The 19,575-nt window shown below is 69.4% G+C and carries 19 protein-coding genes; 15 read left to right on the plus strand and 4 right to left on the minus strand.

Annotation, left to right across the window (positions count from 1 at the left end; genetic code table 11):
* Positions 1-3 precede the first annotated feature (3 nt).
* Genes ACR9Y5_RS03975 through ACR9Y5_RS04015 form a run of 9 tightly spaced genes read left to right on the plus strand, consistent with a single transcriptional unit; the run spans position 4 to position 10,188 of the window.
* The gene (locus tag ACR9Y5_RS03975; protein ID WP_481296755.1) at positions 4-1,209 is read left to right on the plus strand and encodes a Gfo/Idh/MocA family protein; all 1,206 of its coding nucleotides are present in this window, start codon (positions 4-6) and stop codon (positions 1,207-1,209) included.
* Positions 1,206-2,201: a Gfo/Idh/MocA family protein gene (locus ACR9Y5_RS03980; RefSeq protein WP_481296756.1), complete on the plus strand. Its 996-nt coding sequence runs from the start codon at positions 1,206-1,208 to the stop codon at positions 2,199-2,201. Before ACR9Y5_RS03975 ends, ACR9Y5_RS03980 begins: the two co-directional genes overlap by 4 nt.
* Positions 2,198-3,241: a Gfo/Idh/MocA family protein gene (locus ACR9Y5_RS03985; protein ID WP_481296757.1), complete on the plus strand. Its 1,044-nt coding sequence runs from the start codon at positions 2,198-2,200 to the stop codon at positions 3,239-3,241. Before ACR9Y5_RS03980 ends, ACR9Y5_RS03985 begins: the two co-directional genes overlap by 4 nt.
* The gene (locus tag ACR9Y5_RS03990; protein WP_481296758.1) at positions 3,238-4,434 is read left to right on the plus strand and encodes a fumarylacetoacetate hydrolase family protein; all 1,197 of its coding nucleotides are present in this window, start codon (positions 3,238-3,240) and stop codon (positions 4,432-4,434) included. Before ACR9Y5_RS03985 ends, ACR9Y5_RS03990 begins: the two co-directional genes overlap by 4 nt.
* Positions 4,431-5,954, plus strand: coding sequence for an aldehyde dehydrogenase family protein (locus tag ACR9Y5_RS03995; RefSeq protein WP_481296759.1), 1,524 nt, complete (start codon positions 4,431-4,433; stop codon positions 5,952-5,954). Before ACR9Y5_RS03990 ends, ACR9Y5_RS03995 begins: the two co-directional genes overlap by 4 nt.
* The gene (locus ACR9Y5_RS04000; protein WP_481296760.1) at positions 5,951-6,982 is read left to right on the plus strand and encodes a zinc-dependent alcohol dehydrogenase; all 1,032 of its coding nucleotides are present in this window, start codon (positions 5,951-5,953) and stop codon (positions 6,980-6,982) included. The genes ACR9Y5_RS03995 and ACR9Y5_RS04000 overlap by 4 nt, the downstream gene beginning before the upstream one ends.
* A complete protein-coding gene (gene dgoD, locus ACR9Y5_RS04005) occupies positions 6,975-8,132 on the plus strand; it encodes a galactonate dehydratase (RefSeq protein ID WP_481296761.1) in 1,158 nt (385 codons plus the stop codon). The genes ACR9Y5_RS04000 and dgoD overlap by 8 nt, the downstream gene beginning before the upstream one ends.
* A 35-nt stretch (positions 8,133-8,167) precedes the next feature.
* Positions 8,168-9,331, plus strand: coding sequence for a cellulase-like family protein (locus ACR9Y5_RS04010; RefSeq protein WP_481296762.1), 1,164 nt, complete (start codon positions 8,168-8,170; stop codon positions 9,329-9,331).
* A complete protein-coding gene (locus tag ACR9Y5_RS04015; protein WP_481296763.1) occupies positions 9,328-10,188 on the plus strand; it encodes an SMP-30/gluconolactonase/LRE family protein in 861 nt (286 codons plus the stop codon). The genes ACR9Y5_RS04010 and ACR9Y5_RS04015 overlap by 4 nt, the downstream gene beginning before the upstream one ends.
* 12 nt (positions 10,189-10,200) lie before the next feature.
* Here the strand turns inward: ACR9Y5_RS04015 and ACR9Y5_RS04020 are convergent, their stop codons facing one another.
* From ACR9Y5_RS04020 to ACR9Y5_RS04035, 4 genes are all read right to left on the minus strand, one after another.
* The gene (locus tag ACR9Y5_RS04020) at positions 10,201-11,034 is read right to left on the minus strand and encodes a carbohydrate ABC transporter permease (RefSeq protein WP_481296764.1); all 834 of its coding nucleotides are present in this window, start codon (positions 11,032-11,034) and stop codon (positions 10,201-10,203) included.
* A gap of 7 nt (positions 11,035-11,041) precedes the next feature.
* Positions 11,042-11,977 carry a carbohydrate ABC transporter permease gene (locus ACR9Y5_RS04025; protein ID WP_481296765.1) on the minus strand — a complete coding sequence of 312 codons (936 nt, stop codon included), beginning with the start codon at positions 11,975-11,977 and terminating at the stop codon, positions 11,042-11,044.
* A 7-nt stretch (positions 11,978-11,984) separates the two neighbouring features.
* Positions 11,985-13,340 carry an ABC transporter substrate-binding protein gene (locus ACR9Y5_RS04030; protein ID WP_481296766.1) on the minus strand — a complete coding sequence of 452 codons (1,356 nt, stop codon included), beginning with the start codon at positions 13,338-13,340 and terminating at the stop codon, positions 11,985-11,987.
* Between the two features lie 61 nt (positions 13,341-13,401).
* Positions 13,402-14,148 carry a PAS domain-containing protein gene (locus ACR9Y5_RS04035; RefSeq protein ID WP_481296767.1) on the minus strand — a complete coding sequence of 249 codons (747 nt, stop codon included), beginning with the start codon at positions 14,146-14,148 and terminating at the stop codon, positions 13,402-13,404.
* Between the two features lie 343 nt (positions 14,149-14,491).
* Between ACR9Y5_RS04035 and ACR9Y5_RS04040 the strand changes: the two genes are divergently transcribed.
* Genes ACR9Y5_RS04040 through ACR9Y5_RS04065 form a run of 6 tightly spaced genes read left to right on the plus strand, consistent with a single transcriptional unit; the run spans position 14,492 to position 19,574 of the window.
* Positions 14,492-15,406 carry a sugar phosphate isomerase/epimerase family protein gene (locus ACR9Y5_RS04040; RefSeq protein ID WP_481296768.1) on the plus strand — a complete coding sequence of 305 codons (915 nt, stop codon included), beginning with the start codon at positions 14,492-14,494 and terminating at the stop codon, positions 15,404-15,406.
* Complete coding sequence (locus ACR9Y5_RS04045; RefSeq protein WP_481296769.1) at positions 15,403-16,422, plus strand: zinc-dependent alcohol dehydrogenase; 1,020 nt, start codon at positions 15,403-15,405, stop codon at positions 16,420-16,422. The genes ACR9Y5_RS04040 and ACR9Y5_RS04045 overlap by 4 nt, the downstream gene beginning before the upstream one ends.
* Positions 16,419-17,120: a ThuA domain-containing protein gene (locus ACR9Y5_RS04050; protein ID WP_481296770.1), complete on the plus strand. Its 702-nt coding sequence runs from the start codon at positions 16,419-16,421 to the stop codon at positions 17,118-17,120. The genes ACR9Y5_RS04045 and ACR9Y5_RS04050 overlap by 4 nt, the downstream gene beginning before the upstream one ends.
* Positions 17,117-17,881: an alpha/beta fold hydrolase gene (locus ACR9Y5_RS04055; RefSeq protein ID WP_481296771.1), complete on the plus strand. Its 765-nt coding sequence runs from the start codon at positions 17,117-17,119 to the stop codon at positions 17,879-17,881. Before ACR9Y5_RS04050 ends, ACR9Y5_RS04055 begins: the two co-directional genes overlap by 4 nt.
* The gene (locus ACR9Y5_RS04060) at positions 17,878-18,705 is read left to right on the plus strand and encodes a sugar phosphate isomerase/epimerase family protein (RefSeq protein ID WP_481296772.1); all 828 of its coding nucleotides are present in this window, start codon (positions 17,878-17,880) and stop codon (positions 18,703-18,705) included. Before ACR9Y5_RS04055 ends, ACR9Y5_RS04060 begins: the two co-directional genes overlap by 4 nt.
* Positions 18,702-19,574: a sugar phosphate isomerase/epimerase family protein gene (locus ACR9Y5_RS04065; RefSeq protein ID WP_481296773.1), complete on the plus strand. Its 873-nt coding sequence runs from the start codon at positions 18,702-18,704 to the stop codon at positions 19,572-19,574. The genes ACR9Y5_RS04060 and ACR9Y5_RS04065 overlap by 4 nt, the downstream gene beginning before the upstream one ends.
* Position 19,575: the final 1 nt, after the last annotated feature.

Below are 19,575 nucleotides of genomic sequence, written 5' to 3' on the forward strand. Positions count from 1 at the left end.
CGAGTGCAGAGCAAACGCACGAACCCGGGCGAACTACGGGTCGCCGTCGTCGGATTCGGATGGATGGGCCGGGTGCACACGCTCGCCTACCGCCGGGTCTCGGAGCATTTCCCCGGTCTTCCGCTCCGGCCGAGACTCGTCGCCGTGGCCGACGAGGTCCCCGGTCGCGCCGAGGAAGCGGCAGCGCTCTTCGGATTCGAGCGCGCCGCCACCGACTGGCGCGCGCTCGTCGACGCACCGGACATCGACGCGGTCAGCATCACGGCCCCGAACTTCATGCACCGCGAGATCGGCGAGGCCTTCGCGCGGGCGGGCAAGCACATCTGGATTGAGAAGCCGGTCGGCGTGGACGCTGCCGATGCGCGAGCGGTCGAGGCCGCGGCGTCGGAGTCGGGCGTCACCGCCAGGGTCGGCTTCAACTACCGCAACGCTCCAGCGGTCCGCCGCGCGAAGCGGCTCATCGCCGAGGGGGCGATCGGCACTCCGACGCATGCGTCCTTCCGGCTGCTCGGGGACTACGCCGCCGACCCTGCTGGCGCGTTCACCTGGCGTTACGAACTCGAGCGGGCCGGCCACGGTGTCGTCGGGGACCTGGCGGCTCACGGCGTGGACCTCATCCGCTACCTCCTCGGAGAGGTCGTCGACGTGACCTCGGCAGGCGCGATCTTCATCGGCGAGCGGCGTCGGCCGACGGGCGCGACGACCGGCCACGTCCGCGCCGAGGAGGGCGACCTCGTCACTGTTGAGAACGAGGACTGGTCGGCGTCGCTGCTGACTCTGGACTCGGGCGCCAAGGTCACCCTCGAGGCCAGCCGCGTCGCGGTCGGGCACCAGAACGACTACGGCTTCCGCATCCACGGGACCCACGGCGCCCTCGAGTGGGACTTCCGCCGGATGGGCGAGCTCCTGCAGGCGGGAGGCGAGCACGCGCAGGACCTGCCGATGGCCACCGTCTTCACGGGGCCGGGTGACGGCGCGTCCGCAGCGTTCCAGCCGGGCTCGGCGCTCAGCCTCAGCTACGACGACCTCAAGGTGATCGAGGCCGAGGGCTTCCTCCAGGCGGTCGCCGGTGTTCCCGACGCCGATGGCGCGGGCCTCGCCGACGCGGTCGCGGCGGCGGAGGTCCTGGACGCGATCGCCGCGAGCTCCGAGAGCGGTACCCGCGTCACGGTTGCGCAGCGCATCGCCATTGCGGAGGCGGCACGATGACGGTCCGGGTCGGCGTCATCGGAGCCGGGATCATGGGCTCGGACCACGCCGCGATCGCCGATGGACGCATCTCCGGCGCGACGGTGACAGCCGTGGCCGATCTCGACGCCGTACGCGCGGCATCCGTCGCCGGCGGCTTGCGGAACGCACGCGTGGCGGAGTCGCCGTTCGAGCTGATCGCCGCGGAGGACGTGGATGCGGTCGTCGTCGCATCCGCCGATGCAAGCCATGCCGAGTTCACCCTCGCCGCGATCGCCGCCGGCAAGCCGGTGCTCTGCGAGAAGCCGCTCGCGCCCGATGTCGCATCCTGCGACGCCATCGTCGCAGCCGACGATCGTACGAGGGAGCGCTTTGGCCGCGGGTTGGTGTCCGTCGGCTTCATGCGGCGGTTCGACCCCGCATACGTGTCCCTCAAGCGCGCGATCGCCGAGCAGTCGATCGGGCGAACGGTCCTGCTCAACTGCGAGAGCCGCGGAGTGACGAGCGCTCCGGGAACGACGAGCGAACGCGCCGTCACCGGTTCGACCATCCACGAGCTGGACATCGTTCCGTGGCTCCTGGACTCGCCCGTCGTCGAGGTGCGATGGGATGCGCCCGACTCGGCCGTGGAGGGGCTGCTCGACCCGCAGGTCGTGACTCTGCGCACGGCGAGCGGGGTCCTCGCTGTCGTCGAGACGTTCCTCAACGCCCGCTACGGCTACGACATCCGCTGCGAGGCCGTCGGCACCACGGGAACGGCGGCCATCCACACTACCGACGATGCCCGGCTGACGACCACCGGCGAGCTGCACCGCGCCGAGAGCTATGGTGCCGATTGGCGCCGCCGCTTCGCTGAGGCGTACCGCATCGAGGTGCAGGCGTGGGTCGACTCGCTCCGCGACGAACGGCCGAGCCCGCTCGCGGACGCCCGCGCGGGCCGTGCGGCGACGGTCCTCGCCCAGGCGGTCATCGACTCGATGCACGAGCGCCGATCCGTCGACGTGCCGCGATGAGCGGCGTGCCGACGCTGACCTCCACCGTGCCGGATTCGCGCGACGCCCCGTCACTCGGCTGGGGCGTGATCGGGACCGGGTGGATCGCCGAGCGCTTCGTCGACGCGCTCCTCGCGTACACGGGTCAGCGCGTCGTCGCGGTCGCGGCCAGGCGTCACGAACGCGCACGGGCGTTCGCCGCCGAGCGCGGCGTCCACACCGCGCACCCGGACGTCAGCGCGCTCCTCGCCGACCCGTCCGTCGACGTGGTGTACATCGCCACCCCGCACCCGTCGCACGCAGAGCTGGCGATCGCCGCCATCGAAGCGGGCATGCACGTCCTCATCGAGAAGCCGCTCGCCCTCGACGCGGCGGAGGCGCGCGAGGTCGCCGCACGAGCCCGCGAGGCGGGGGTGTACTGCGCGGAGGCGCTCTGGACATTCTTCCTGCCGCGCTTCGACGTCGTCCGCCGCCTCATCGAGGGCGGCGAGATCGGCGACGTGCGCACGGTGCTGGCCGAGTACGGCGAGTACCTCCCGGACGACCATAGGGCGATGGATCCGGCGCTGGCCGGCGGCAGCCTCCTCGACCTGGGGACCTACCCGATCGCTCTGGCCGCCCGCTGGACCGGCCGTCCGGTGGCCGTCCACGCGGTGGGAGAGAGCAACCGGTTCGGAGTCAACGCCCAGACCGGCGCACTGGTGCAGGACGAGGGCGGACGCATGGCGGTCGTGCACACCTCCCTCGTCGCCGGCAGCGGGACCACCGCGACAATCCTCGGCACGCAGGGCTCCATTGAGCTTCCCGGCCCGTTCTATCAGCCGGGCAGCGTGCTCCTCCGCACGCGGGAGGGACGGGTGCGCGCCGCCTTCGATGAGGCGCGCATCGGGCACGCCGGACTGCACTTCGAGGCGGCGGCCGTCGCTCGCGACATCGCGTCCGGGCGCACCGAGTCGGCCGTTCGGCCCCTCGACGACACGATCACGTTCCTCGAACTGATGGATGCGATCCGGGCCGAGGCGAGCGTCGACTTCGATGCAGCGAAGGAGCCGGTCCGATGAGCGTGGACATCCTTCCGGTGGACCAGGAACGCTCGACCCTGGTCGGACGCGCGTGGATACCGGACGTCGGACCCTCGGTCGTCGCCGTCCGCGAGGGCGAGCTGCGGGATGTGACCGCCGACTTCCCCACGGTCAGCAGTCTCATCGAGACCGGCTGTGCCGCAGAGGCGCTGGAAAGCGCACGAGGTACGGTCATCGGAACCGTCGAGGACATCGCGGCCAACACCGGTCCGGAGCCCGCACACCCTTCGCAGCCCTCGCTGCTCGCGCCCGTCGACCTCCAGGTCCTCAAGGCCGCGGGCGTGACGTTCGCCGTGTCGATGATCGAGCGGGTCATCGAGGAACGCGCCCGAGGCGATGTCGCCGAGGCCGCCGCGATCCGACGCGAGCTCACCAGCCGTATCGGCGAAGACCTGGCCGGCCTCACGCCCGGCTCGGAGGCCGCCGGTGTTCTGAAGGAGTACTTGATCGAACAGGGCTGGTGGAGCCAATACCTCGAGGTCGGGATCGGCCCCGACGCGGAGATCTTCACGAAGGCCGCCACGCTGTCCGCCGTCGGATTCGGCTCCGACATCGGCGTGCTGAGATCGTCGGAGTGGAACAACCCCGAACCGGAGGTGGCGCTCATCGTCGACTCCCGCGGTCACGCCGCCGGGGCGACGCTGGCCAACGACGTGAACCTCCGGGACGTGGAAGGGCGGTCGGCGCTCCTGCTGCCGCGAGCGAAGGACAACAACGCGTCCTGCGCCCTCGGCCCGTTCGTGCGGCTGTTCGACGACGAGTTCGCCATCGACGACGTGCGCCGGGCCCGGGTCCGGCTCGACGTGACCGGTGAGGACGGGTTCGAACTCGAGGGCTGGTCCGACATGAGCCTCATCAGCCGGGACCCGCTCGACCTGGTCGGTCAGCTCATGGGAGCTCATCACCAGTACCCCGATGGCGCCGTGTTGATGCTCGGCACCCTGTTCGCCCCGACCGCCGACCGAAAGGGGCCCGGGCTCGGGTTCTCGCACGAACCGGGCGACATCGTGCGCATCTCGTCGCCCGCGCTCGGCACGCTCACGAACCGCGTACAGCACAGCGAAGACTGTCCGCCGTGGACGTTCGGCCTGGCGGCGCTGTTCCAGAACCTGGCCGCGCGCGAGCTCACCGCGCCGGCCGCACCGATCCCTGCAACGGAAGGACGGTCATGATCCTCAGCCACGATCCGAGAACAGGCGAAGCGGAGGACACCGGCATCGCGCCGTCCTCGGCAGAGGATGTCGAGCGCACGGTCGCACGTGCGGCACAAGCCGCCCGTGAGCTGGCCGCGTTGGATCGCCATCGCCGAGCGGACCTGCTGGAGACGATCGCAGAGTCCGCCGAAGCGTCCGCCGCCGATCTCGTCGCCGTCGCCGCGCGCGAGACGGGGCTCGGCGTCGAGCGGCTGGAGGGGGAGGTGCGTCGCAGCGTCTTCCAATTCCGGCTCTTCGCAGAAGCCGTCCGGGAGGGCGGCTTCCTCGAGGCCGCCATCGACCATGCCGGGCCCACACCCCTCGGGCCTGCTCCGGATGTCCGGCGGATGCTCATCCCGATCGGCCCGGTCGCGGTGTTCGGGTCGAGCAACTTCCCGTTCGCGTTCTCGGTGCTCGGCGGGGACACGGCGTCCGCACTCGCGGCCGGCGGCCCCGTGGTCCTGAAGGCGCACAGCTCGCACCCGCAGACGTCGGCGCTGTCGCACAGCGTGCTGCGCGCAGCAGTGCTGATCGCGGGCTTACCCGAGGGAACCGTCGGCATCGTGTTCGGTCAGGAGGCCGGCCGCGCCCTGGTGCAGGCGCCCGACATCGCAGCCGTCGGCTTCACCGGATCCCTGGGGGCCGCGGAGGCCCTGCAGTCGGCCATCGCGGAGCGGCCCAAGCCGATCCCGTTCTACGGCGAGCTCAGCAGCATCAATCCGCTGATCGTCACGCCCGCCGCCGCCCGACGTCGCGGCGCCGAGATCGCGCGCGGCCTGCACGGCTCCGTCACGGGGTCCGGTGGCCAGCTCTGCACGAAGCCGGGGATCGCCTTCATCCCCGCCGACACTGCGGGGGATGCCCTGGTCAGCGAGCTGGCCGACTCCGTCCGCCAGAGCCCGGCCGCCGTGCTCCTGAATGCCCGCATCGCCGCCTCGTACGGCGAGATCCGCGCCCGCCTGTCCGAGGGCGCACCGGTCATCGCCACGGGAGCCGAGGCCTCCGACCCGGGGTATCGCGTCGCCCCTGCTCTGCTCGAGCTCGACGCGGCGGACTTCCGGGAGGCACACGCGGAGGAGTGCTTCGGCCCCTTGGTCGTCGTCGTCCGCTACCGGGATGAGACGGACCTCATTGCCGCGTTCGAACGCATCCCCGCCTCGCTGACGGCGACCATCCACAGCGAACCCGGCGACGCCCTCGGGACGCTGATCGCCCGGGTGCAGGCGAGTTCGGGGCGCCTCGTCTTCGATGGCTACCCCACCGGAGTGCGCGTGTCGTGGGCGCAGAACCACGGTGGTCCGTGGCCGGCGACGAACACGCAGCACACCTCCGTGGGCGTGACGGCGGTGCGCCGATTCCTGCGGCCGTTCGCGTGGCAGGACGCGCCGCAGTCCGTGCTCCCCGTCGAGCTGCGGGACGGCGATGCGGACATCCCGCGTCGCGTCGATGGCGTGTTGACGATGCCCGCGCTGAGCGCTGTCGCCGGACGCGTCGCGTGAAGGCCGCGCGCTGGCACGCCCGCGGAGATGTGCGCGTGGAGGAGGTGCCCGAACCGACGCGCGCTCCGGACGAACTGATCGTCCGCGTCGAATGGTGCGGCATCTGCGGCACAGATCTCGAGGAGTACCGGGAGGGACCGATCACCATCCCGGTGGCCCGGCCCCATCCGCGACGTAACACCCTGGCGCCGATCGCGCTCGGTCACGAGGTCGTCGGCCGTGTGGCTGTCGCGGCCGAAGACGGCAGTGGGCCGCCGGTCGGCACCCGGGTCGTTCCGGATGTGGTGATCGGCTGCGGCGAATGCCGGTGGTGCTTGCGCCATCAGGAGGGGCTGTGCCCCGAGCTCGCCGTGCGCGGGCAGACGGAGGACGGCGGCCTCGCCACGTTCATGGCCGCGCGTGCGCGTACCTGCCTGGTCGTTCCCGACGGCGTCAGCGCCGAGGAGGCCGCGCTGGTCGAGCCGGCCTCGGTGGCGGTGCGAGCGCTCGCCAAGGCCGGATCGGTCGCGGGTGCCTCGGTCGCAGTCGTCGGCGGCGGGACGATCGGCCAGCTCGTCGCGCGCGTGGCGACCGCCCTCGGGGCCGCCCGCGTCACGGTGATCGACCCGGTCGCCGACAGGCTCGACCTCGCACGTCGCCACGGTGCCATCGGACTCACCCCGGCCGAAGCCGAGAGCAGCCAGGACGAGGCCGACGTCGCCGTGGAGGCGAGCGGTTCGCCCACCGCACTCCCGCTCGCGGTCCGGCTCACCCGCCGGGGAGGGACCACGGTCGCCCTCGGGATCGCCCGCGAGCCGGTGATGGTCGACCGCATCGACCTCGTCCTGAAGGAGAAGCACCTCGTCGGCTCCGCCGCCCACCTCTGGGACGACGACAGCGCCGTGGCCCTCGACCTCATCGCGCGCGGCCGCGTCCCGGTCGCCGACCTGATCAGCCACCGCATCCGCCTCGACGACGTCGTCGGAGGGATCCGGCTCCTCGACAGTGCGGATCTCGGAGTGCTGAAGGTGCTGGTCGACTGTGCTTGAATCCACCACACGGATCTCGGCGATCGACACCTTCTCGACGTTCGGCGGGGTCCGCAACTGGCTCTTCGTCCGCGTCTCCACGTCGGACGGCCTGCACGGCTGGGGCGAAGCGTCCACCGAACTGTGGGAGTCCACGGTCGAGTCCGCCGTGCACGAGCTCGGCAGACGATTGCTCGGGGACGACGCCCTCGCCACCGAGCCGCTGTGGCAACGCGCGAACCGCCACGGCTTCTGGCGCGGCGGCGTGGTGCTCACAACCGCGCTCTCCGCCATCGACCAGGCGTTGTGGGACATCCGCGGACGCTTCCACGGAGTGCCCGTCTACCGTCTGCTGGGCGGCCCGGCACGATCGTGGATCGAGACCTACCGCCACGTCGGGATCTACGACGCCGAGCAACTCGCAGATGAAGCGAGAGCCCTGGTCGCCGCCGGCGCCCGCACACTCAAGACCGGAGCGTGGGTAGCGGACAGCGTCGCACCGGAACGCGAGCGCCTCCGGCGCGCCGAGAGACGCCTCCGAACCCTTCGCGACGCGGTCGGCGACGACGTCGAAATCCTGATCGACAACCACGGCCGGGCCCGCCCCGACGAGGCGATCCGGCTGATCGAGACCGCCGCCGCCTCCCGTCCGCGCTGGATCGAGGAGCCCATCCCCCCGGAAGCGCCCGAACTCGTCGCACCCGTCGCGGAGGCCGCGCGCCGCCACGGAATCTCTGTCGCACTCGGGGAGAGGCTGTTCTCGCGCTGGGAGTTCCGCCCGGTGCTCGAACGCCAGCTCGTCGATGTCGTCCAGCCCGATCTCTGCCATGCCGGCGGTATCACCGAAGTGGTGAAGATCGCGGCGCTCGCCGAGGTGTACCGGGCCACGGTCGCGCCGCATAATCCCGCCGGCCCGGTCTCGACCGCGGCCGCCGCGCACGTCGGCATGGCCATCCCGAACTTCGACATCCTCGAGCTCTGCCTCGACGGCCCGCGCGCCGCGGAGATCGTGGACGACCCGTGGACGCTCGACGGACACCGCCTGCTCGTTCCGGATCGGCCGGGCCTCGGCGTCGACCTCGATGTCGACGCCATCCTCGACCGGCCGGTGCAACCCATCGCCGTCCCCAGCGAAGCGTACGCGGCCGACGGCAGCGTCCGAGACGTTTAGAACACGGACGTCCAGAACACGAAAGAAGGTACGAGATGGCACGAGCCGTCACCATGTGGGAGTTCTCCTGGCTATTGCGCCGGCAAGGGCAGCAGCGCGAGTACGCCGATACCGAGCGGGTGCTCGACGAACTGGCGGAGCGCGGGTACGACTGCGTCCGGATCGACGCATTCCCGCATCTCATAGCCGCCGATCGGACGGGGCGCACCAGCACGACGTTCGTCGTCCATCCGCAGCCCGATCACTTCATGTGGGGGCCGCACGGCGGCAACGTGGTCGTGGAGGATCCGGCCGGTGCGCTCGCGGTCTTCGTCGCCGGCTGCCGAGAGCGTGGGATCACCGTCGCCCTCTCCAGCTGGTTCAACGACGACGACGAGCACCGGCGGCTCGGGATTCGAACCCCTGCCGACCTCGCACGGGTGTGGCAGGAGACGCTCGCCGTGCTCGACGACCGCGGCCTTCTCGACGCCATCGAATACGTCGACCTCTGCAACGAGTTCCCGCTGGACGACTGGCTCCCCGAAGCGCACGAAGCAATCTTCGGTCGCCCGGAGAACACACAACCCAGCATCCCCGGCCAGGCGGTCGAAGGCGGCTGGACCTGGAATGCGGAGCAGCGCGAGCGCATCCGCGAGTACTTCACCGCGGTCGACGGACTGCGGTCACGGTGGCCGCAGCTCCGCTTCACCGTCTCGGTCGCACCGGTCTCCGACTCCGTCTACGACCTCGACTATCGCGACCTGGACCTGATCGAGACGCACATCTGGCTCTCCAGCAACGTCGCCGAGTTCGCCGCCCTGACGAACTTCTCGCTGGAGGAGCACGGGTTCCCCGGAGCCTGGCAGAAGCAGGTCGACAGCCTCGACGAGGTCTACTGGCCCGATCCGGAGCGCTGGCACCGCCTGCTGGGCAAGCAGCTGACGCGATGGGCACAGCTCGCGCACACGCAGCAGCGACCGCTGTGGACCACCGAAGGCTGGTCGCACATCCTGCTCGACGATTTCACCTCCCCGTCCGGACGGCACGCCTGGGACTACGTAAAGGCCGTCGCCGAATACGCCGTGCCGAAGGCACTCGCGCTCGGCTGGGAAGGCGTGTGCACCTCGAACTTCGCCGAGCCGCACTTCCCGGCACTGTGGGCGGACGTGGACTGGCATCGGACGATGACGGACCTGATCCGCAACCACCCGCAGCCATGAAAGCGGAGCAGCTCACCGCACCCCTCTGCGAACATGGAGAAGGGCCGGCCTGGTCAGACCGGTGGGCGGGACCCCGCTGGGTGGACATGCTCGCCGGCGACCTCCTCGAGCTGCAGCCCGACGGTTCGGTCCGTCGGCGACGGGCGGGGGACGTGGCCGCAATGACCCGTCCGCGCCGTGGCAGCGGCTGGGTGGTGGCAGACCGGGCCCGCCTGCGCGCGACCACCGCCGATGACCTCGAGGCTCCTCTGCAGGCCGGCCCGGAACTGTGGGCGGTCGCCAGCATCCGCAGCAACGAGGGGGCCTGCGCACCCGACGGCACCCTGCTGCTCGGCACGATGGACAACGACGCAGCGCAGGGACGCGGGTTCCTCGCGGCGGTCGAGGGCGACAGCATCCGCACCGTCTGCCCTGCCACCATCTCCAACGGCCTCGGGTTCGCCCCGGACGAGAGCGCGTTCTACATCGACAGCACGCTGCGCCGGATCGACCGGTTCGACTGGGATCCGGTGCACGGTCTGACCGGGAGGCGCCCCTGGGTCGACGTCTCGGATGCCCCAGGCATCCCGGACGGGCTCGCCGTCGCCGCGGACGGCGGCGTCTGGGTTGCCTTCTTCGGCGGCGGAACCGTTCGCAGGTACGGGCCCGACGGACAAGAGGATGCCGTAGTGCCCGTCCCCGTCCTGCAGCCGACGGCCGTCGCGTTCGTGGGCGCAGGGGAGCTCGCCGGCAGCCTCGTCGTGACCACCTCCCGATACGCTCTCGGCTCCGCGGTCGAGAAGAGCGCGGGCGCGCTGTTCGTCATCGCGGGCGCCGGCGAGGGTGCCCCGGTCCACGAGTGGAGCGGGGCGCCCTGAACTGACCCGCGGTCAGCCCTTCGACCCCGCGAACGAAAGGCGGTCCTGGATCTGACGGCTGAGGCCGACGTAGACGAGCAGCGGCGGCCACACCGAGACGAAGATCGCCCCGACGAGGTACCCCCAGAAGGTCGTGAACGTGCCCTGGAACTGCGCGAGCCCCAGCGGGACGGTGAAGTTCTCCGCCGACCGCTCGTACACCAGAGGGAAGAGGAAGTCGTTCCAGATCCACAGCGCGTAGACCGTGCCCACCGTCGCGAACGCCGAGCGCGTCATGGGAAGGACGACCCGCCAGACCGTCGTGAGCAGACCTGCTCCATCGATCCGGGCGGCCTCCTCCAGCTCGTTCGGCACCGCCATGAACGCGGCGCGCAGGAACAGGATCGCGAACGGGGCCCAGCTCAGGTACTGTAGGATCAGCGCTACGAGCGTGTCGCTGAGCCCGAACGCCGACATCTGCAGCGCCGACGGGAGCACGATCGTCTGGGCAGGGATCAGCTGCCCGGCGACGAAGACCGCGAACAGGATGGCCATGCCGGCGAACTTCATCCGCGCGAACGCGTAGGCCGCCAGCCCCTCGATGATCAGAATGCCGGTCACGGAGACGATCGTGATCAGGGCGCTATTGATGTACAGCGTCCCGAACGCGCCCTGATTCCAGGCGTTCACGATGTTGTCGAAGTTCAGCGAGGTCGGCAGCGAGAACGGGTTCCCGATGATGTCCGAGGACTTCTTGAATGCGCTCGTCGTCACCCAGAGGAGCGGGAACAGCACGACGATCGCGAGCGCGCAGAGCCAGACGTAGGAGCCGACCCGCGCCGGCAGGGAGAAGCGTGCGAATTTCATGGCGGTCCTAACGGGGGGCTTTCTCGCCGCGGGTGATCCGGAGCTGGACGACCGCGATGATGCAGAGGATCACGAACAGGGCGACGCCGATCGCGTTGCCGTAGCCGACGTCGTTGCCGCCGAAGGAGACGCTGTAGAGGTAGGTGACGAGCGTGTCGGAGGCATGGAAGGGACCACCGGCCGTCATCACGTAGACGGTGTCGAAGAGCCGGAACGAGTTGATGAAACCGAGCAGCACCACCACCGACGCGACCGGCTTGATCGTCGGCAGGACGATCTGCCAGAGGATGCGGCCCTGAGAGGCGCCGTCGACCTCCGCAGCCTCGCAGATCTCGTCGTTCACCTGCGTCAGCGCGCTGAGGAAGAGCACCACCGAGAAGCCAAAGTTCTGCAGGATGTACGTGGCGGTCACCGACGGCAGGGCCCACTTGGCATCGCCGAGCCACGGCTGCGCCCACGCGCCGAGGCCGATGGCGCGCAGCCCCTCGTTGATCAGGCCCTGCGACGGGCTGAAGAAGAAGATCGCCAGCATCGCCATCGCGACGGTCGAGATGACGACGGGAGCGAAGAACACGATCCGGAAGAACGCGCCGCCCCGGATGCCCGCATGAATGATCGCAGCCAGGACGAAGCTCCCCACGGACATGAAGAAGAACACCATGACGGCGACGAACACGTTGTGCCCGAAGCTGCTCCAGAACAGTCCGTCGCTGAGCAGCCGCTGGTAGTTGGCGACTCCGACGAACTTGATGTCCGCCAGATTGATGCCGTTCCACGAGGTGAAGCTGAGTACCACCGCGCTGACGATCGGGACCAGCTGGAACACCGCATAGAGGATGCCCGCCGGCGCGATCATGGCGTAGGCCTTCCACGACGGCTCCGCGCCGGCGCGTGACACGCGCCGGACGCGGAGCTTCGCAGTCGAGATCACTGCTGTTGCCATGAGGTTCTCAGCCGTTCGCCTTCTGTGCGGCTTCGGTGGCCGACTCCAGCTGCTGCGCGAGCTCCTGGGGCGTGATGTCGCCCGACATGAGGCCGACGCTGCCCTGCCAGATGTACTTCGTGTAGATGTTCACGTCGATGCCCTGGTCGTTGTAGAGGGCCGAGCCGTCCGAACCGGTGTCCTTCACGAAGCCGGAGATGGTGTTCCACTGAGTTTTGATGGACTTGTCGACGTCCAGTGCGCTGCTGTTCGTCTTATACGGCATGAAGGAGAGCGACTCCTTCTGATAGGTGCTTGCGACCTCTGGCCGGCTGAAGTACTCGAGGAACTTCTCGACCGACTTGGTGTCGGCCTTCTTGCTGACCATCAGGACCGAGTTGGCGATGGTGATGTCGGTGCCCTTGCCCTTGCCGTCCTTGAACGGCGGGAACAGCATGACGCCCGGCGTGAAGGAGGGCTGCTGCGCCTGGATGGTGTTCAGGAACCAGGAGCCCATCTCGTAGAATCCGACGTCGCCCTTCAGGAAGAGCGAGTCGGCGGTGGCCTGGGCCTCGCCGAGGAAGCCGTCCTGGAAGTAGGGCTTCATGTCGACGTACGACTGCAGGGCGTTCACCACCTCGGGGTCCGTCCACTTGGGGGTGTCCGGCTGGCCGGCGCTCACGCTGCGGTCGTACAGCTGCTGGGTCTCCTTGGAGCCGAGCGCGCGCTGGACGAGGTCGTTCAGGTAGTGGCCGCCGGGCCACTGGTCTTTCGCGCCGATGACGGCGGCATTGCCTCCGGCCGACTTGATCTTCTTCATCGCGGCGAGCATGTCCTCGAAGGTGTGGATCGAGGAGGCCTCGATGCCGAACTTTTTGAGGTAGTCCGGGTTGAACCAGATCAGGTTGCCGACGTTGTAGCCGGTGCTGATGCCGTAGACCTTGTCTTTGTAGGTGTTTCCGGTGACGGCTCCGCCCAGCGCCCGCGACTTGATGGTGCTGTCGTAGAACGAGGTGATGTCCTGGATGACGCCCGACTTCGCGAAGTTGTAGACCTCGGGCCCGGAGATGTCGCTGGCGAGCGACGGCGGGTTGCTGGACGACAGCGCGGTGCGCACGGCCGGCTGGTAGGTGGATCCGCTGTTTGGCTGGACCTGGTTCTGCACCTTGATGCCCGTGGCCTTGGTGAAACCGTCGAATAGGTGCTGAGCGGCGACCTTGCCGACGGGATCGGACCAGCGGTTCATGATGCTGATGCTGCCGGAGCCGTTCGAGCCGGAGCCGGAGCAGCCGGCGAGTGCGATCCCGACGACCGCGGCTCCTGCGATCAGTGTCGCCAGGCGGCGGCGGACGCGGCGACCCTCGCGCCGTTGTGTTGACTTCATCGTCTCTCCTCTTGGTGGGGGACCGGACACGAAAGGACCGGTCGGATGGGGGTTCCCCCTCTCAGCCGACGGGATCGGGCTGAAGTTCGAGCGCGTCCGTGACGGGGGCGTCGGACGCGTGGTGTCGCTGGCGGTAGGAGTGGGACGTCTGGTACTCCGACCGGTAGTCGGTCGGCGTCATCCCTCGGCTGCGGCGGAGTTCGTGGGTGAGATGGCTGGTGTCGTAGAAGCCGGTGCGGAGGCTGATCTCGCCGATCGACAGCGAGGTGGTGGCGAGCAGGTCGCACGCGGCCATCAACCTGACTCGGAGCAGGTATTTGTAGGGGGTGACCCCGAAGTGCTGCTTGAACAGCCGGCTGAAGTTGCTCGGCGACATGAGCACGCTACCGGCCAGGTCGCCGACGGTCAGCGCTCGTGCGTAGTCCCGGGTGATCAGCTCGATGGCCGGTGTGAGCGTGCGCAGGCCGTCGGAGGCCGACTCCTTGATGGTGAGGCTCCGGGTCACGCCGAGCAGCCCGGTGATGGCGCCCTCGGCATCGCGGATCGCGGTCTTCGTGCTGACGAACCAGTCGTAGGAGCCGTCGCGGTTGCGGACGAGTTCGACCAGATCGATCAGCGGCTCGCCGGTCTCGAGCACCGCGTTGTCGTAGTTGCGGTAGTGCTCCACGAGGTACTCGGGTGAGAAGTCCTCGTCGCGTTTCCCGATGATCTGCGCCTTGTTGCGGCAGCCCATCAGGGACACAAAGGGCTCCGAGCAGTCGACGAAGATGCGCTCGGCGTTCTTCACGAAGATGAACAGGTCGGGCACGTGGTCGAAGGCGCTTATCAGAGCCTTGCCGGTTTGTTCCAAACCGGCCAACGGAAGGCCGCTGCCCCGAGACGGGGCCGCAGACCGTGCGTGGCTTTCCATTGCACCTCCTCGTGCGTTGCGATCATTGGGTAGAGCCCGGGATGGGCCGCCCGTTAATGTCAGGACAAGCATCACTCTGGGGCGGACGGCAGCACAACAGTCCCGGGGTCGACTCGGCCGGAATTTACAAGGATCAAATCGGAATTTCCAACGGCGGCCGACGGCGCGCTCCTTATCGTCGAAGAAGGCAATGAGGAAGGACTCGTGACACATGGACAATGACGCCCGAACAGAGAGGCCGATGGTCTCGATCGGAAGTTGGGCATTCAGCTTCGGTCCCTACGAGTCGCATCCCTGGAGTTTCGACCGGTTCGCCGACTTCGCGGCGGACGCCGGATACGACGGGGTCGAGATCAACGGATTCCGTCCGCATCCGCACGAGGACGACTACACCGCGGCGGAGGCTGAGGGCCTTCGCGTCCGGCTCGCCGACAAGGGCCTCGGCATCTCCGGGTTCGCCCCCGATCTGCGGTCGACGCCGCCGGCGGAGGTCGATGAGGCCGTCTATCTGGCGCGAATCGACAGGATCGCCGACTTCGTCCGCGCTGCGGAGATCCGGACGGTGCGGGTCGATACGATCACGCCGCCGACCGGTCCCGTCTCCGTCGACGACTCCGAGGCGCGTGTACGCCTGGTCACGACGTGGCGCGCGTCCGCGCAGCGCCTGGCCGACGCCGGCGCCCAGCTGGTGTGGGAGTTCGAGCCCGGCTTCTGGATCAACCGCCCCAGCGACATCCTGCGGATCGTGGAGGAGGTCGACCACGCTAACTTCGGGCTGCTGTTCGACACCTCGCACGCCCACACGCTCGGCCGCTACGGCCGCCGCCAGAGTCCCGCTCCCGAACTGCTCGCCGGCGGCGCGGCGGAGTTCGCCTCGCTGGTCGCGCCATGGGTGCGTCACCTGCACCTGATCGACAGCGACGGCAGCCTCCACGACGACGACACCAGCGTCCACCTCCCGTTCGGACTCGGGGAGCTCGACTTCCAGGAGGTGCTGGACGGGCTTGGCCCGGTCGCCGCAGGGTTGGAGTGGTGGACGGCCGACTATTGTTTCTGGCCGGAGACGGAGGTGGATGCGCTCCGTGGAGCGAGCGAGCTACGCGCGATCCGCGACACTTTCCTCAGCCGCCAGCAGAGCATCCGGGAGCACGCATGAGAGCAGCAGCGATCACAGGCAAGGGCGCCGTCGAGATCGTCGACCGCCCGCAGCCACACGGCCTGGTCGACCTTGTCGTCGTGCAGATCCTCGTCGCCCCGATGTGCACGGAGTTCAAGTCCCGCCAGGCCGGCGACGTCTCCGACTCCATCGGTCACGAGGCCGCCGGTGTCGTCGTGGACGCGGGGAGTTCGACCCGCGTCGCGGTCGGCGACCGGGTCGTGGTGATGCCGGGCTACGCCTGCGGGACGTGCCGCTACTGTATCGCGGGCGAGCACATCCACTGCCCGTTCCAGCGCGACGTGCTGGCCGAGTCAGAGCAGCCGTACGGCACGGCGACCTACGCCGAGTACGTGCTCAAGCCCGACTGGCTCCTCGTCCCGGTGCCCGACGACGTCTCGCTGGTCCACGCCTCTGCCGCGTGCTGCCTGCTGGGCCCGAGCTTCAATGCGAGTCAGCGGATGAACGTGGCCGCCAGCGACACCCTGCTCGTCGCCGGGTGCGGGCCGGTCGGCCTCGGCGCCATCATCAACGGGGTCACCCGCAACGCGACCGTGCTCGCGCTCGAGGTCAACTTGTGGCGGGCGGACCTCGCCCGGCAGCTCGGAGCGACCGTCTTCGATCCGACCGCTCCCGACATCGTCGACCAGGTGCTCGACGCGACGGACGGCTGGGGCGTCACGGCCTCCATCGAGACCAGCGGTGTGCCCTCCAATCCGGCGCTCCTGGCCTCCGTGTCCGCGCGTCGTGCCGGCCTGAGCGTCGTGGCGTGGGGCCTGGACATCGCACTGCCGCCGATCGTGCCGCTCGGCCTCGACGTGCACGGCGTCTGGCACTGGAAGCACCAGACCGACGGCTGGCGCATGATCGAGACCATCCGCAAGGCCAGCGGCCTCATCGACACGGCGATCACCCACCGTTTCCCGCTCGATCGGGTGTCGGAGGCGATGGACGTGCAGGACTCCGGCCGCTGCGGCAAGGTGCTCCTCTTCCCCAAGGAGGTGCAGGACCTGTGACCACCATCGTCACCCTCGCCGGCGAGGGCGAGTATGAGTCCGACGTCACCATGCGCCCGGTCGCCGAGACCATCGCGCGCGAACTCGGGGCGACGCTGGACTACAGCACGCCGAGCATCATCGAGGACACCCCGGACTTCCCGGAGTCGAGCTTCGGCGGGCTGGACGTGCTCGCCGATGCCGACCTGCTCATCCTCTACACCCGGTTCCGGGTGCTGCCAGACGACGAAGTCGCCGCGCTTGCCGCCTACCTGGAGCGAGGGGGCGCCGTCGTCGCGCTGCGCACTTCCAACCACGCGTTCCATCCGGTCGCCGCGTCGCCGTGGGAGGACTGGACCGCGGGATTCGCCGACCGCTACCTCGGTTCGGCGTGGTCCACCCACCACGGCCACAGCTCGCGCACGCGGGTGGAGGTCGTGGCCCCGGACGACCCGATCACCGAGGGTCTCCCTCCGGTGTTCGAGGTGGACTCGTGGCTCTACGTCAACGAGCCGCCCGCCGCCGCGCGGGTGCTCCTCGCCGGTGATCCGATCGACCCGGAGATCCCGCCGCAGCCGTCCCCGGTGGCCTGGAGCTGGGATGACGACGGCCGCCGTGTCTTCTACACGAGCCTGGGGAGTCAGTCCGATCTCGAGCGGTCGGAAGTGGTGCGCCTGCTCACCCAGGCCGCCCGCTGGGCCATCGGCGAGGACCGATGAAGGCCTCGACGCTCGGTCACCTCGAGGAGGGTTCCGGCCCGCCGCTCGTCCTGCTGATGGGTCTGGGCGCGCGCGCCGAGGCCTGGCGTCCGCACCTGGACGCGTGGTCGAGGACGTTCCGCTGCATCGCGGTCGACAACCCCGGCGCGGGCGAGTCCGACCTCGGCGACGCACCGCTGACCGTCGCCGGAATCGCCGCTCAGGTTGCGGACCTGCTCGACGAGCTGGGAGTGCAGCAGGTCGCCGTCGCAGGGATCTCAATGGGCGCGTGCACCGCGCAGGAGCTGGCGTTGCAGCGACCGGATCTGGTCGCCCGGCTCGTGCTGGTCGCCCCTTGGGCGGCCAGCGACCCGTACACCGACGGCGTGCTCGAATCCCTGACCGCGTCGCGGACCGATTCGTCGGCCCGGCACTTCAACCTGCTCCTGCGCAACACGGTGTGGACGCCAGAGTGGATCAACGACCACGCCCACGAGTTCGAGGCCCAGCTCGGCGCGGAGCCGCCGATCGGCGTGGACGCGTTCGCAGCGCAGGCTCGCGCGTGCGCCGGCCATGACACCCGGGATCGGCTCTCGGCGATCGGGGTTCCGACGCTGGTGACGGTCGGAGCGGACGACGTCTTCATCCGGCCGGCGCGCTCGTACGAGGTCGCCGACGGCGTCCCCGGAGCACGACTCCAGATGTTCGGGGGCACCGGGCATGTGCACCACTGGGAGCGGCTGGACGAGTTCAACACGATCGTGGAGGAGTGGCTGACGTGAGTCTTCCCAGTGCTCGTTTCGCCTGCCAGACCTACAGCTGGCAGATGTCCGCCGACCGCTTCCGCGGAAGCACCCGGCATATGGCGCAGGTCGCCGCCGACGCGGGCTTCGCGGGATTCGAACCCGAGGTCTTCATGCTCGGTGCCGATTGGAACGCCCGTCGGCTCGACGCGGATCTCGCCTCCGTCCCCATCCAGCTCGCCGCCCTCTGCCTGGTGCAGGATTGGCGCGGCCCGTCCGAGAGCGACGAGGAGCGGCGCGAGGCCGACGCAGCCATCGACGCCGTCGCGGGCCACCCGGGCGCGGTGCTGAACCTGGTGGTGATGCCGGGAGCGGACCGTGAAGACCTGCGTGAGCGGCAGCACAACGCGCTCGCGTGCATGCGGGAGGTCGCACAGCGCGCTGCCGACCGCGGCGTAGTCGCCACGTTCCACCCGAACTCACCGGCCGGGTCCGTATTCCGCACCCCGGACGACTACGAGCTGCTGCTGGACGAACTGCCGGAGCCGCTGGGGTTCACCCCGGACGTCGGGCACATCGCAAAGGGTGGGATGGATCCGATCGCGCTCATCCGCCGGACCTCGGACCGCATCCGGCACGTCCACATCAAGGACATCCACTCCGACGACGGCTGGGCTGCGACGGGCGAAGGCGTCCTCGACATCCCCGCGATCGTCGCGACCTTGGACGACGTCGGCTATCGCGGGTGGATCGCGTTCGAGGACGAATCGCCGCTGGCCGAGCGCGATCCTGACGAGGCGGTGCGGCGCACCGGCGCCTACGTCCGCCGATCTCTCATAACCGTCACGGAGGAGACCCCATGACCTGGCTGCTCGCAGCGAACACGTTCATCTGGCATTCGCCGCTGACCGACGCCATCCTCGCCGACCGGCTGCCCCGGCTGGCGGAGTGGGGGTTCGACGCCGTCGAGCTTCCGCTGGAGAACCCGGGCGACTGGGACCCTGAGCGCACCCGCGACCTGCTGGAGCAGACGAGGCTCACCGCCGTGGTCGGGGCGGTGTTCGCGCCGGGGCGGGAGCTGGCCGCCGCCGACAGCGCGACGCAGGAGTCGACGCTCGAGTACATGCGCACGGCCATCGACGCCGCACAGCGGCAGGGGTCGTCGATGGTCATCGGCCCGGCGTACACCTCGGTGGGTCGCACCTGGCGCATCAGTCCGGCCGAACGCGACGAGGTGCTGGGCGAGCTGGCGGAGAACTACCGTCGCCTGGCCGACTACGCGGGCGAGCGCGGCGTGCGGATCGCACTCGAGCCGCTGAACCGCTATGAGACGAGCCTGTTCAACACCACGTCGCAGCTGCTGGATTTCATCGAGCCGTTCGACCCTGCGGTCATCGGTCTCAACCTCGACACATATCACATGAACATCGAGGAGCGGTCGTTCACCGAACCTCTTCGCGCGGCCGGGGACCGCCTGTTGCACCTGCAGGTCTGCGGCAACGATCGCGGCGCTCCTGGCGGAGACCTCACGCCGTGGGACGACGTCTTCGGCGCGCTCGACGAGATCGGGTACTCCGGGCTCCTCGGCATCGAGTCGTTCACCGCCGACAACGCGTCCATCGCAACCGCCGCATCCATCTGGCGCCCGCTCGCTCCCACGCAGGATCAGCTGGCGGTCGACGGGTTGCGCTTCCTCCGCGAACAGCGGGAACGGTATGGGGCCGGTCGCTGAC

It is taken from the genome of Leifsonia sp. KNZ13-11D (assembly GCF_056754895.1).